Here is a 13,320-nt window from a genome sequence, read left to right on the forward strand (position 1 = left end):
CCCCGCCCTTGAAGGCGAGGGCAATATTTTCCCAGAATGTCATATATTTTCTCCAGTGCCCCTGCGCAGGCAGGGGCCCATCTCCTGAATTTGATTAACTTCGCTCGGGAATAGGTGAGCGCTCCAACCAACTCTTGGCGCAAACCTGCACCATTGCGGATGCCGAAGCTTCCCGAGATGGCCCCCTGCCTTCGCAGGGGCACATCACCGCACCCTCGGCTCTCGCCTTTTCCCGAGCATCAATTCCGTCAAAGCCCAGACCAGAGCATCCGCCCGGTCCGGCGAACGGCCTGGGCCTTCATAGCCGCCGCCGACCAGCAGGCCGCACATCTCGTCTTCGAGCTCTGGAAACGCGCCGGCATGATGCACCCGCCCATTTTCATAAAGCGCGGCCACCGGTTCCGCCCTTGCAACCTTGCCGCGCGAGGCGTGGACCAGTTTCACCGGCAGCGAAATCTTCACCGCCTGCAGTACGGATTTGACCATCGCCCCGCCCTGATTGGCTTCGGCAATGACACGGTCGGCATCGAAACGGTCCGCCGCATCCGCCACCTTGCGCGCCCATGTTTCGGGACTGACCCTTTCCACGCTGCAGTCGGCCAGCACATAGGCTTTGCCGTCTGCGCCGAGTCCCGCGACAATAATCCCGCAGGCGTCGCCATTTTTCGAGGCCGGCGGATCAACGCCGATGACGATGCGGGCAAAACCAGTCTCCCGTTCGTCTCGAGCGCAGTCGAGAGACCGGTTCGCGCTATCCAATGTGTCTCGACTTCGCTCGACACGAACGGCGTTGCTAGAAACCCGACATCCCTCAATCATCGCCCTTGTCCACAGCGCGCCCTCGACATCCTCGATCAGCTCGCCATCCAGTTCCTGCCGCCCCAGCCTCGTGCCACCATAATCCGCCGTCATCGCGGTGAGAAAAGCCACCGGCAGATGCAGATCATTATCCAGCGTCCGGCCCTTACTGACAGCAATGTCCCCGCTCACCAGCGCCCGCACCAAAGCCACCGGACGCGGCGTTGTGGTCGCCACCAGTTGCGGCCGGAAGCCGAGGCGCAAACCCATTTTCAGATTGTCCCAGGCCGCTTCCGCCTGCCCGGCATTGTTCATCCATTTGGCAATCTCGTCGCACCAGCCGTGGCTGTGCTGCGGCCCGCGCAATCCCTCCGGTTCGGCGGCAGAATAGAGATGCGCCTGCGCGCCATTGTCCCAGGTCAGCCGCTTCAGCGACGGTTCCCAAGCCGGGCGCTGATCAGGCGGCGCGATCGACAATAATCCGCTTTCCCCTTCGACCATCACCGAACGGGTTTCGGCATAATTGGCCCCGACCAGCGCAAACCGAGCGCTGCCATCGCCCTCGGCGATGCTCCGCACCCATTCCGCTCCGGCCCGGGTCTTGCCGAAACCGCGCCCCGCCATGATCAGCCAGACCGACCAGTCACCTTCGGGCGGCCGCTGTCCTGGCCGCGCCCAGAAATCCCAGCGGTACAGAAATTCCTGCTGCTCTTGCGTACTCAAAGAGGAGAAAAACGCATTGCGTTCCCGCGCCGTCAATTGGGCAAATAGCTCCGCCTCGGAGATATCATTCATCATTGTCGGACGTCGCCGGCTTTCCCTCTCCTTCGGCCAGCGCCCGCCGGCGCAGCAGCTTCATCCGCATATCCCCCAGCTTGCGATCAAGATCGATACGCACCTGATCCGGGTTGATATCCTCTTCGATCGCCCGGGTCAGCGCCACCATCTGCTTGTGTGCCAGCAGCAGTTTGACCCGATGCCGTCATTATAGTGCCTGACCGTCGCGACCTGCTCTCCGTCGTGAAAAACCGGTTGTTCCACTCCGTTGCGGGCGCGGTTGAGCATATCCATTTCAAGCAGTTCGTAACCGGCGGCTAGCGAACGCATCCATTGCTGGAAAACTCCGGATCCCGCTCACGCCAGCTATATACTGTCGATACAGCAACACCGGCGGCCTTCGCCGAATTCGCCACATGCGAGCTGATCGCGAGCTCTTTCAGAAATTTCAGCTTGCGCCGGTTGTCATAACATCCCCTGACTATTGATCTTGGCATAATATACTCCGTGCCGGATCGACGCGAACCGTCCGGACATAAAAAAGGGCCGCCCGGTCAGAACGGCCCCGCCTGGATTGGCGGAGACGTTCAGAGCCGGTTGGCCCGAATCACAATTTCGCGATGTTCCTGATATGTACCTAAACAGCGTGACGATGTCAAGAATTATTTACCTATTTGGTAAATTATATCCCAAGGTCAAGCTTGGGAATGACCTGCTCACCAATATATTCTGCAGCCATTTCCGCCAGTTCCCGGCCAAGGTGCCAGTCCAGGATCTGCATATCAGCTATGATCGGCGGATTGACCAATATGTCCTGTTCGCCGAGCATTTCCTTTGACGCCATCCGGCTGGCCACCACCATCGAACGCGACATGATCTCGACAATCGACGGAAATTGCACCGTCTGCTTTCGGCGCAGGATCACATCGCGCAGCAGGCTCCAGCGCCCGCGGATATCGTCATAATGCGCCTCGGTCCGCCAGACCTCGTTCGGATCGCCCAGCGACACCACCATATTCGGGCCGGCCTTCAGCCCGTGCATGATCCTGACCGGCACATTGTCGAGCACCCCGCCATCGACCAGGATATTGCCCTCGCCATCGATGAACGGCGGCAATATGGTCGGCAGCGAGCCCGAGGCCCGCACGCATTCCCATAATGGTCCGCGCCGGTGGATATGCAGGCCGTTGGTCGACAGGTTGGTCGAGACGCCAAAGAAGTTGATCGGCTGGTCGGCAATATCCTTCGTGCCGTACCGGGTCCGCAATTCGCTGTCGAACACCGTCGGATCGAGCAGCGAGTAGATCGGCAGGGTGAGGCGTTTCATGGCTTTGGCGTGGATGAACATCGCCTCCATCTGGTCGAGCGTCTCGTCCACCGACATGCCGCGCGCGATCGCGCCGCCCATCGCCGCCCCGGCGCTGGCACCGCCGATAAAGTCGATCGGGATGGCCGCCTGCCGCAAGGCCTTGATCACGCCGAGATGGGCGCAGCCCAGCGCCCCGCCACCGGCCAGCACCACGCCGATGGCCCGACCGGTCAGGAAGCGGGCGACCTTGGCAAAATCCGCATCATGGTCGAGCGCGACATGATGGTGCAGCTTTGGCGCGCGCGGATCGATCCAGTCGCCGCTGTGGCTGATCGTTTTGCCGGCGTTCGAGCGGAGCAACAGCAAGGTGCGCTGCGGCTCGGCAATCCAGTCCATCGCCGCTTTTTCCATCGCATTAGCTTCGGGATCCGCCTGTCCGGGCCGCGCCACCATCACCAGCGCATCGGCGTTGCGGCAGACCATCTGCCCCCAGTCCTCCGGCCCGCTGCCGTCGATCAGGACATAGGCGCTTTTGGCTTCCTGCTCGGCCAGCCAGGATTGATATTCATGGGCATCCGCGGCCTCGCTCGTCGCCCGGTCGATCGGCACCACCGGCGTGCCTGGCCGGACCACCGCTTCGAAAGCCTCTGCCATCCGCGCCAGAAAGCCGTCGGGCAGCTGACTGGTCCCGGCGGGCAGCATGGCGATCACCCGCGGATTTTTCGCGGTTATCGACGCGGTCCGCGCCGTCGCTACCGCCAGTCGCTCGGAAACCAGCTTCAGCATGGCGGCATATAATTCGGGATGCTCTCGGGCAATGTCGTCAAAGGCCCGGCGCGAGACTTCCAGCACCCGGGAATCGCGCGTGGCAATGACATCGGCGGTGCGTGTCCCACCGGCGAAAAAGGCCAGCTCGCCAACCGCTTCGCCGGTTTCGATATGGGCAACGATCCGGGTCTTGTTGACCACAACCCGGAACCGGCCGGATTCAACAAAATAGAGCGCGTCGGCGGCGTCCCCCTGCCGGACCAGAGCTTCTCCGCCGGCGATCCGTTTCATCACCGAGACCGATTGCAGCGCGTTCAGGGCTTCCGGTGTCACATGCTGAAACAGCACATGGCTTCCCAAATCCGGCAGTCCTGTTGGTTCAGCCACGCTTTGCCCTCCATCGGTGCGACCCGATCGGGACCGTTATCCTGCCATATTGCCCGACAATCAAGTCATCTTGACCCTAGGCCAGATGGCACATCAGGCCGCGGCTGGGATCGACTTCATTGGCCAGCATCGAGAGATAGGCGGATTGCAGCGCATCGCGCCCTTTCAAATCCTCAATCTGCAAATAGTCGCTGGCGCCCGACACGAAAGCGGAAAATTGCTCGTCGACCCGCTCGCGAAACGCCACCGGTCCGATTTCCTTCATCAGGCTTTCAGCCGCGGTCGGGGCGAAGAAAAGCTCCGGCTTCGGTCCCTGCAATTCTTCACCGCCGCCGCGCGCTGAAATATGGGTCGCGCCGACCAGCGAGCTGAATTTCAACTGGTCCCCCCAGTGGCTGTGAATGGCACCGAGCAGCTTGCTGTTGCCGGCAAAGTCGACCGAGACGGTCGGGGTCGCCGTGTCGGCTTCCGCCAGATTGTCATAGGTAAGGACCGCGTCATAAAGCCCGGATGTCTCGACGAAAGCCTTGTTCCCTGCCGAGGTCAGACCGATACGCCGGATTTCGGGACTGAGGCTGCGGGCGACCATGGCCAGAGCCAGCGAGGTTTTTGACGACGCGCTGGTCATCAGCAGGGCCTTGGCCCCGAACCAGTCGTTCGACCGCATGAAATGCTCGATCAGGAAGCTGGTGGTGAACAAAGGCTGGAAAATCGCCCGTTCCGCTTCATGCGCGCCCGCGTCCGATCCCAGCCGTTGATATTGATTGTAGATGATGGCCAGTCCCTGCCGATGTTCGGCCCCGTCGACGAAGCCGCCGTCCTGCACATTGGCCGGCGTGACCAGCAAATGGCTGGCCATCGGCAGATAGCCGTAGACCCGCTCGCCGACTGCGATATCGGCATTTTCCGAGGCCACGACCTTGGCAAAGCCCCACACCGGGACAATGCCCCATTCGTCATCGCCGGTCGGGAAGAAATTCCAGTAGCCGAAACCGTCGCCGACTACGGCATAGGTGATATTATTGGCCGTCAGAGCGTATTTTTGGACTTCCAGCAATATCTGCCCCTCGGCCAGTGACGGCGCATCGCTTTCCCGCCATTCCGACTGCGCGAGGTCGCTTTTCTTCACCCACAGGCTGTGCATCATTTCATCTCCATGCTGTTTTTCGCTTTCTTTCAGCATAAGCGCTGCCGCCGCAATGGCAAAAGCATTTGCCAAAAAGCCTCCGCCTGCTAATCCTGCCGCACGGGATAGAATATGCGCCAATGCGCGCCATCGGGGAGAAGTTTTGTGAGTACAGCACCTGTTTCAGGTCTCGAAGCGGCGATCGAGCCGATCACCAATGTGTCGGATTTCATCTGGGGCGGCAGCTGGGCCGGGGTGGAAATCCTGCCAATCCCGCCGATGGTGGTGATCCTGCTCGGTGCCGGCATCTATTTCATGATCGGTCTGCGCGGCTATCCGCTGCGCCGTCTGTTCCCCGCGCTGGCAGGCTTGTTCAAGAAATCCGACAACAAGGGCGCTGGCGAAATTTCTCCTTTTGCGGCGCTGTCCACAGCGCTTTCCGGCCAGGTTGGCACCGGCAATCTCGCTGGCGTTGCCACCGCGATCACGCTCGGCGGACCCGGCGCAATTTTCTGGATGTGGGTGACGGCCCTGTTCGGCATGGCGCTGGCCTTTGCCGAAGGCTCTCTGGCCGTGCGCTTCCGTTCGCAGGCCGCCGACGGCACCTATCGCGGTGGCCCGATGACCTATATTTCCATCGGTCTGGGACCGAAATGGACGTGGCTGGCGGTCCTGTTCTGCCTTGGCACGCTGTTTTCCGCGCTGGTCACCGGCAACGGCATCCAGGCCAACAGTCTTGGTGACAGCGCCAATGAACTGTTCGGCATTCCCGAATGGATCGGCGGCGCCGTGGCGGCGGTTGCCGTATTCGCGGTGATCATCGGCGGCATCAAGTCGATCGGCAAGGTCGCCGAAACCATCGTCCCATGGATGGCCGGTGCCTATCTGCTGATGGCAATGGCTGCCCTGCTGATCAACCTGCCCTATCTGCCGGAAACCTTCGGCCGTATCTTCGACGGCGCGTTCAACATCCAGTCGGCCAGCGGCGGCTTCCTCGGCGCAGCGATCATCATGGCGATCCGCGCCGGTGTGGCGCGCGGTCTGTTCTCCAACGAAGCGGGACAGGGTTCGACGCCGATCGCCCATGCGGTCGCGCAGACCAATGATCCGGCCGCACAGGGCCGTTTCGCGATGATGGGTACCTTCATTGATACGGTGGTCATCTGCACGATGACCGCATTGGTGATGCTCACCGTCGCCGGTGACTTTACCTTCACCGACGCCAATGGCGTCACCCAGGCGGTAGAACATGCCTGGCAGTCCGATCTGCAGGGCTTTGCCATGACCTCCGGCGCCTATGCAGCGGCCTTCCCCTATCTGGTCTTCGGTATTCCCGTCGGTACTTTGGTGGTCTCGGTCGCGCTGATCCTGTTTGTGTTCACCACTTTGCTCACCTGGAGCTATTATGGCGAGCGGGCGATCACCTATCTCTATGACCGTCTGCCGGGATCCAGCCTGAAGGGCGAGAAAACCCTGCACATCATCTGGCGGATATTGTGGTGCGTGGTGATCTTCGTCGGGTCCTTCGCACCGCTGCAGCTGGTCTGGCGTCTCGGCGACATTTCCAACGCCGCGATGACCCTGCCCAATATCATCGGCCTGCTGGCCCTGTCCGGCGTCGTCTTCGCCCTGGCCAAAGGCAATCGCGCCGCCGGCACCGACCATGGCCGCGAGACGCCGAAAGAGCTGCTCGAGGAAATCACCGGCGCACCCGGTCACTAGATGGAGTCTTCTTTGCACCTCAAGCGCCGGGCGGGCGCTTCCGCGCCCTTGGCTTTCGCGCCAATAAGGCGCGGCGGACGCCATCTACTTTCTGTAGCGGCCTTGCCTCGCTACGCTCGGTATCATGACCGGAAAACCAAGCGTAGCGAGGCAAGCGCGACCGTGCGCGCGAGCTTATGCGAGGAAAGCCAAGGGCGCGTATGCGCCCGCCCGGCGATTGAGGTCTAAAAAAATGCTCAAGAAACTCTACGAATGGATGCTCGACAAGGCCGCCCACCGGCAGGCCCCGAAATGGCTTGCCGGGATCAGCTTCGCCGAATCCAGCTTCTTCCCGATCCCGCCTGACGTCATGCTGGCCCCCATGTGTCTGGCGAAGCCGGAGCGATCCTGGTGGTATGCTCTGATCTGCACCGTCGCCTCGGTGCTCGGGGCGCTGCTCGGCTATGCGATCGGCTATTTCGTCTTTGAAACCGTCGCATGCCGATTCTCGAATTTTACGGCGTGACCGAGAAATTCGATATTTTGCGCAGAATTTCAACGAACAGGGCTGGATCGTGGTGCTGCTCGCCGGCTTCACGCCGCTGCCGTTCAAGGTGATCACCATCGCCGCCGGCAGCACCGCGATGCCGCTGCATATCCTGGTCGGCGCCGCGATTATCGCCCGTTCGGCACGCTTCTTTCTGGTCGCCGCCCTGCTCCGTTATTTCGGGCCGCCGATGAAAATCTGGATCGACAAGAATTTCGCGCTCGCCACCACAGTGGTCGGCATATTGTTCGTCGGCGGTTTCGCCGCCGTCAGCTGGTTGCTCTGACAAGCAACAATTGCTTTCAGCGGATCAGTATTTTTTCAGTGGCCTAGCCACCGATGATTTTCTAAGGCTGGATGATGAGCACTAGACAGGTTTCAGACAGCAACGATCCTGTGATCGAGAATATCGGCCAGCTGGTCGAACCCATGGCCAAGGGCGAAAAGCCGAAGGACCGCTGGCGGATCGGCACCGAGCACGAGAAATTCGTCTATTCCACCACCGACCATCACGCGCCGAGCTATGAAGAACCCGGCGGCATCAGGGACCTGCTGCTCGCCATGCAGGAATTCGGCTGGAAACCGGTTGAAGAAGGCGGCAAGGTTATCGCCATGTCCGGCAGCGACGGCGCGATCAGCCTCGAACCAGCCGGCCAGTTGGAACTGTCCGGCGCACCGCTGGAAAATCTGCACGAGACCTGCAACGAAACCGGCCGCCATTTGCAGCAGGTCAAAGCCATTGGCGAGAAGACCGGCACCGGCTTTCTCGGCATGGGCATGTGGCCCGACAAGACCCGCGCGGAACTGCCGATCATGCCCAAGGGCCGCTACCAGATCATGCTCGACCATATGCCGCGCGTCGGCAATCTCGGCCTCGACATGATGCTGCGCACCTGTACGATCCAGGTCAATCTCGACTATGCCAGCGAAGCCGATATGGCGCAGAAATTCCGCGTCGGGCTGGCGCTGCAGCCGCTGGCCACCGCATTATTCGCCAATTCGCCCTTCACCGAAGGCAAGCCCAACGGCTACCAGAGCTTCCGCAGCCATATCTGGTCGGACACCGATCCGCACCGCACCGGCATGCTGCCGTTCGTGTTCGAGGAAGGCTTCGGCTACGAACGCTACGCCGAATATATGCTCGATGTGCCGATGTATTTCGTCTTCCGCGACGGCAAATATATTGACGCCGCCGGTCTCAGCTTCCGCGATTTCCTGAAGGGCAATCTTTCGGTCCTGCCGGGCGAGAAACCGACCATGTCCGACTGGAACGACCATCTTTCGACCGCCTTCCCCGAAGTACGCCTGAAAAGCTTCCTCGAGATGCGCGGCGCCGATGGCGGCCCGTGGAACCGTATCTGCGCCCTGCCCGCATTCTGGGTCGGCCTGCTCTACGACCAGACCGCGCTCGACGCTGCCTGGGACAGGATCAAGGGCTGGAGCATGGAAGAACGCGAGGCGCTGCGCAACGGCGTGCCCAAGCTCGGGCTCGATACACCGATTCCCAATGGCCAGACGCTCAAAGACCTGGCCGCTGAAATTCTCGACATATCGTCGGCCGGCCTCACTGCGCGCAACCGCCTCAACACCAGCGGCGACAATGAAAGCGGCTTCCTCGACCCGCTCCGCGAAGTGGTCGCCAAGGGCAAGTCACCGGCAGCGCAATTGCTCGATCGCTATCATGGCGAATGGAATGGCGATGTCAGCCGCATCTATGACGAGATGAGTTTCTGAACACCCTCACTGCGCGTCGCATAGATTTGTGCTCCGCGCTCGACGCGGAGCCCTGAAGGCAAAAAGCGTTCTTTGTAATGCAGAGCTCCGCATCAAGTGCGGAGCACAGGCCCACCCCCGCTCGGTGGCCGACGCACTAGGAACGGCCAGAACTCAGCTCTTCAGTTTCAAAACCCCGAGCAGCCTGCTGGTCAGAAAAGCCGCGCCGATACCCAACAGGATCGCGATCGGCATGATCCACCATCCCATTAACTCCTGCGTACCCGCGGGAACTTCCGATAATGCACCGATGACGACAGAATCGCCCGATTCATTTGCCCAGAAGCCGACCGCTTCCGGGTTGAAGGGTTTGTATAGGCCGATAGCGATCAGGGTCGCCGCCGTGACATAGCCGGCCAGAGCCGTCGCATAACGCAGTCCGCGGGTTGCGCCCCGTTTCACCCGCTGGATCGCCTTGAAGCCAGCGGGTGGCGGCGCCCCCTTCAAAATATGGTCGACATATTGGCTCGCCAGATCGCGCGGCTGGCCGAAGCCTTCCAAAATGGCCGAAGCATCGATCATTTGACCGTTTTCCTCGCGCATTTCCATCACATCATAGATATGGCTCTCGATCTCGCGCAGCACATCATCGGCGTCTTCCTGGTCGAGGCGCGACAGGAAGCGCATCAGCGATTGCAGGTAATCGTGGATCATCTCGCGGTCTGACATATCAGTCTCCTTTCGGGCGGATCGGTCCCGGCCCGGGATTGTTCAATAAGGTTTCAATATCTTCGATGGATTTGCGCCAGCGGATCGTCAGATCGGCCAGCTTCTCCTCACCCTTCATGGTGAGCTTGTAATATTTGCGAGGCCTTGTTTCGCCCTCTTGCTGCCAATGGGCATCGACAAGGCCGTCCCGTTTCAGCCGGTCCAGCAGGGGATATAAAGTCCCTTCGGTTATCGCCGTCGTCTCGAGAGATTGCAGCTGGCCGAGCAGCTCGAGGCCATAAAGCCGCCGCTCTTTCAGTACCGCCAAAATGACCAGCTCCAGCGTTCCCTTGCGGAGCTGGGCATCCCATTTCGACTCAATATGTGCTTGCGTTTCCATCATGGTGCCTTGCTTAACATTGTTACTATGTATTGCAAGGTATAGTTTATGGCAAGGCTAAACCTCTGCAACGGCGAGGGGCATGGCAATGTCAGCCCGATCTACGAAGACATGTGTTTCTGACCACCCGTGTCCCGCGCGTGATCGTGCTCCGCGCTTGACGCGGAGCCCTGGCGACAAGAACCTGTCATATTGTGCCGCGCGTCTCCCGCGGAGTCCCGGGAGGCAAGAGCGCGCGTTGTGAAGCAGAACTCCGCGTCAAGCGCGGAGCACGTCGCTCTTGCCCCCGCTAAAATTCGAACGCTGTCTGCTCACTGTCGTCGGCCGGTTCCACTGTGTTCGCTTCCGCGCCCTCCAGATTGGCCAGCGTCAACCCGAGCAATCGCACGCCATTCTCGACCGGCATGATACTCGCCAGCAAGTCCCGCCCGATGCGCGCAAATTCATTCTTGTCCGCGACATAATGATCCACCGAATGGGACCGCGTCACTTGCCGGAAATCGGCATATTTCGCCTTCAGCGTCACCGTCCGTCCGCGCGCCTCGCATTTTCGATGCTGTTCCAGACGATATCGATGATCGTCTCGAAGGCATCGCGCATATCATCATCGCTGACCAGATCATCGCCATAGGTCCGCTCGCCACCAACCGACTTGCGAATCCGGTTGGATCGCACTTCGCGATGGTCGACACCGCGCGAGGCACGGAACAGATAGCCCGCCGACTTGCCAAAATGCTGACTCAGGAAATCCTGCGACTGCGCGCGCAGATCGGCGCCGGTGTGAATATTCAGCTTCGCCATCCGCTCCGCCGTCTTCGGGCCAACACCATAGAAACGCCGCACCGGCAGCCCGGCGACAAAATCCGCTCCCTGATGCGGCTTGATCACGCAAATGCCGTCGGGCTTGTTCTGGTCCGAGGCGATTTTGGCGATGAACTTGTTATAGCTCACCCCCGCGCTGGCGGTGAGACCGGTCTGCTTTTTGATCTCGGCGCGTATCATCTCGGCGATTCTTGTCGCATTGCCGATCCCCATCTTGTCCTCTGTCACATCGATATAGGCTTCATCGAGCGACAGCGGCTCGACCAGATCGCTGTGCATCCGGAATATCGCGCGGATTTGCTGAGACACCTCGCGATAGACTTCGAAGCGATGCTTGACGAAAATCAGATCGGGGCAGCGCCGTTTGGCGGTGACCGATGCCATGGCCGAGCGCACACCAAATTTGCGCGCTTCATAAGAGGCCGCCGCAACAACACCGCGCTTGGACGAGCCGCCCACCGCCACCGGCTTGCCGCGCAGTTCGGGAAAGTCCCGCTGCTCGACGCTGGCAAAAAGGCATCCATGTCAATATGGATGATCTTGCGCTGGAGCAGGTCTGGAGCGGAGTCGGACATGGCCTAAGTCTAGCGCCTGTTTCGCCGCTTGGGGAGAAGCTACATGTCCTCGTTCAGCGATTTCCGATAGCGTTCGATCAGCGCGTCACTGACATTGGCGCGGATCGTCTCCCCGAAACTCGCGCGCATCCCGCAACTCATGATATCTGCGCTTCGGGATATTTTTCATAATCCGGATGGCCACCTGCAAGTATTTCCAGCCGGTTTCCAAAAATCCGGAAGACCGGATTCGCCGCCCCTTCGGACACCGGAATATACCAGCCGGATGAATTGTCGAGATAGAGATGGGAGGCGTAGATGCTGCACAAATGCGCATTGGCACCCACTGCACTCCCCTTGATCGCATAGAGCCCGTCATCGCCGCGCTCGATCAATATCTCGGTCATAGAGGCACCGATCAGAACCGGTGCAATTTTGCCGAACAGATCCGACCCGGCCATGGCAGCGGGCAAGGGCAGCAGATCGTCGACAAACAACGCCGCCTCGCCGCGATCCAGCCAGTCCTGCTCGCCCAGCAGGCCAAGCAATTGCCCTTTGCGCGTGCTGTAGCTTTCCCGGATGCAATCTCCGGGATATTCCGTTGCACCGCAAAGATTCCGCTGCGTCAGCCAGGTCCGCTGGCTCGTCTTGACGCCGGCATCCTTGGCCTTTGCCCGCTTGTACAGGTCTGCAATCGCCCGATCCGCCGCCCGCAGATCATCGGCAAATTCGCCGCAGATTTCGCGTTCCACCTTGCTGGCCGCCTTGCCGCAGTCGAAGGACGGGTGCGCTTGTACGGTCTCCTGCGCCACATTTCCGGCCAATAGCTGCTTTGCTTCTTCGCTGGTCAGGCTCGCATCATATTCGCCCCCGCGCAGGATCACCGCGCCGTCAAAATCGCTTTTCGCCAGATAGGGCAATTGGCGGGGTCCGATAATCGTCCCGTCGATTCTGGCGCCGGCCAGGTCGACAGCATGCAGACCAAAGCTGTGCAGAGTAGCATCGGTGAAATCCGCACCCCTGGCCGTCATCTTCGCGCCGCCCTGATAGACCGGACAGCCATCCGGCACCGTTATCCCGCAGGCGAAGGTGAAGCCTGACATATCGGCGCCATCGAGATCCCAGCCCTCGACGCTTCCCTCGAACCAGCCACCGTCAAAATGACCATCGGAGAAATCGGCACCCTTTGCTGTGACATTTTTCAGACCGGCGTTGCGGAACAGGACGCCGGACATATGAACGCCGTTCATGTTCGCACCGCTCAGATCGGCCTTGATGAAGCCCGCCCCCGGTGCCAGCGCGCCCGCGAAATTGGTGCCTGACAGATCGCTTTCCTCAAAGCATATGCCGGGCAGCGACATTCCGCTGAAATCCCAGCCGGAAAAACGGCCGCCCCTGATGAAGGTCACATCCGCTATCCGGCGTTCGGTCATATGCGAAAAATCGGCGAGAGATTCTATTCGTTCGCCATCAACCTCTTCCCGTGCGATGTCCGGCTGGCCGTCGCCCCAGATATCGCCCGAGGCAGAAGCGCAGCTGGTCTCGGCAGCCGCGGATTCTGCCTGTGAAGCGGTCGTGCCGGCCAGCATCGCCATAACCAGCACAAGCTTTGGCAACCATGGCTTTGGCATTCCCTTTTCCCCCGTTGGCAGAGCCCGGCAAAGGCTCGGGCTGTTCATTTACACTATAGCCACAACCGCCTGTTCTTGC

11 protein-coding genes and 1 pseudogene are annotated in these 13,320 nt (G+C 60.4%); 4 read left to right on the forward strand and 8 right to left on the reverse strand.

All coding sequences use genetic code 11. The features are described 5' to 3' along the window. Window positions 1-204 precede the first annotated feature (204 nt). The 4 genes from C8024_RS14640 to C8024_RS14655 all read right to left on the reverse strand — a co-directional run bounded on the left by C8024_RS14640 (window position 205) and on the right by C8024_RS14655 (window position 5,258). Complete coding sequence (locus tag C8024_RS14640; protein WP_173206592.1) at window positions 205-1,593, reverse strand: DNA-packaging protein; 1,389 nt, start codon at window positions 1,591-1,593, stop codon at window positions 205-207. Then, entirely contained in the window at window positions 1,586-1,744 is a 159-nt protein-coding gene (locus tag C8024_RS14645; RefSeq protein WP_173206538.1) for a hypothetical protein, read from the reverse strand. The genes C8024_RS14640 and C8024_RS14645 overlap by 8 nt, the downstream gene beginning before the upstream one ends. A 513-nt stretch (window positions 1,745-2,257) precedes the next feature. Then, the gene (locus C8024_RS14650; RefSeq protein ID WP_173206541.1) at window positions 2,258-4,039 is read right to left on the reverse strand and encodes a cyclic nucleotide-binding and patatin-like phospholipase domain-containing protein; all 1,782 of its coding nucleotides are present in this window, start codon (window positions 4,037-4,039) and stop codon (window positions 2,258-2,260) included. Window positions 4,040-4,115: 76 nt separating this feature from the next. After that, window positions 4,116-5,258, reverse strand: a complete 1,143-nt coding sequence (locus tag C8024_RS14655) for a DUF2855 family protein (RefSeq protein WP_254305974.1) — start codon at window positions 5,256-5,258, stop codon at window positions 4,116-4,118. A gap of 72 nt (window positions 5,259-5,330) precedes the next feature. On the opposite strand from C8024_RS14655, the gene C8024_RS14660 reads away from it, so the two are divergent. The 4 genes from C8024_RS14660 to C8024_RS14670 all read left to right on the forward strand — a co-directional run bounded on the left by C8024_RS14660 (window position 5,331) and on the right by C8024_RS14670 (window position 9,147). Beyond that, window positions 5,331-6,887 carry an alanine/glycine:cation symporter family protein gene (locus C8024_RS14660; RefSeq protein ID WP_367947368.1) on the forward strand — a complete coding sequence of 519 codons (1,557 nt, stop codon included), beginning with the start codon at window positions 5,331-5,333 and terminating at the stop codon, window positions 6,885-6,887. Between the two features lie 232 nt (window positions 6,888-7,119). Continuing rightward, on the forward strand, window positions 7,120-7,392 hold the full coding sequence (locus C8024_RS22005; RefSeq protein ID WP_254305975.1) for a YqaA family protein: 273 nt from the start codon (window positions 7,120-7,122) through the stop codon (window positions 7,390-7,392). A 49-nt stretch (window positions 7,393-7,441) separates the two neighbouring features. Beyond that, complete coding sequence (locus C8024_RS22010) at window positions 7,442-7,699, forward strand: hypothetical protein (protein ID WP_367947369.1); 258 nt, start codon at window positions 7,442-7,444, stop codon at window positions 7,697-7,699. Window positions 7,700-7,773: 74 nt separating this feature from the next. Then, a complete protein-coding gene (locus C8024_RS14670; RefSeq protein ID WP_173206547.1) occupies window positions 7,774-9,147 on the forward strand; it encodes a glutamate--cysteine ligase in 1,374 nt (457 codons plus the stop codon). Between the two features lie 153 nt (window positions 9,148-9,300). Here the strand turns inward: C8024_RS14670 and C8024_RS14675 are convergent, their stop codons facing one another. From C8024_RS14675 to C8024_RS14690, 4 genes and pseudogenes are all read right to left on the reverse strand, one after another. Continuing rightward, a complete protein-coding gene (locus tag C8024_RS14675) occupies window positions 9,301-9,855 on the reverse strand; it encodes a hypothetical protein (protein WP_173206550.1) in 555 nt (184 codons plus the stop codon). Window position 9,856: 1 nt separating this feature from the next. Further along, complete coding sequence (locus C8024_RS14680) at window positions 9,857-10,237, reverse strand: PadR family transcriptional regulator (protein WP_173206553.1); 381 nt, start codon at window positions 10,235-10,237, stop codon at window positions 9,857-9,859. 286 nt (window positions 10,238-10,523) lie between these two features. Continuing rightward, a pseudogene (gene dinB, locus C8024_RS14685) lies at window positions 10,524-11,631 on the reverse strand (DNA polymerase IV). A 137-nt stretch (window positions 11,632-11,768) separates the two neighbouring features. Beyond that, window positions 11,769-13,241, reverse strand: a complete 1,473-nt coding sequence (locus C8024_RS14690; RefSeq protein ID WP_173206556.1) for a pentapeptide repeat-containing protein — start codon at window positions 13,239-13,241, stop codon at window positions 11,769-11,771. Window positions 13,242-13,320 lie beyond the last annotated feature (79 nt).

Source organism: Sphingopyxis sp. BSNA05 (genome assembly GCF_013265645.1).
Lineage (GTDB): Bacteria > Pseudomonadota > Alphaproteobacteria > Sphingomonadales > Sphingomonadaceae > Parasphingorhabdus.

Coding starts and splice junctions, on each gene's coding strand:
- C8024_RS14640 (WP_173206592.1), bottom strand. CDS start 1,593: ATGAATGATATCTCCGAGGCGGAGCTATTTGCCCAATTGACGGCGCGG.
- C8024_RS14645 (WP_173206538.1), bottom strand. CDS start 1,744: ATGGTGGCGCTGACCCGGGCGATCGAAGAGGATATCAACCCGGATCAG.
- C8024_RS22005 (WP_254305975.1), top strand. CDS start 7,120: ATGCTCAAGAAACTCTACGAATGGATGCTCGACAAGGCCGCCCACCGG.
- C8024_RS14670 (WP_173206547.1), top strand. CDS start 7,774: ATGAGCACTAGACAGGTTTCAGACAGCAACGATCCTGTGATCGAGAAT.
- C8024_RS14675 (WP_173206550.1), bottom strand. CDS start 9,855: ATGTCAGACCGCGAGATGATCCACGATTACCTGCAATCGCTGATGCGC.
- C8024_RS14680 (WP_173206553.1), bottom strand. CDS start 10,237: ATGATGGAAACGCAAGCACATATTGAGTCGAAATGGGATGCCCAGCTC.
- C8024_RS14690 (WP_173206556.1), bottom strand. CDS start 13,241: ATGCCAAAGCCATGGTTGCCAAAGCTTGTGCTGGTTATGGCGATGCTG.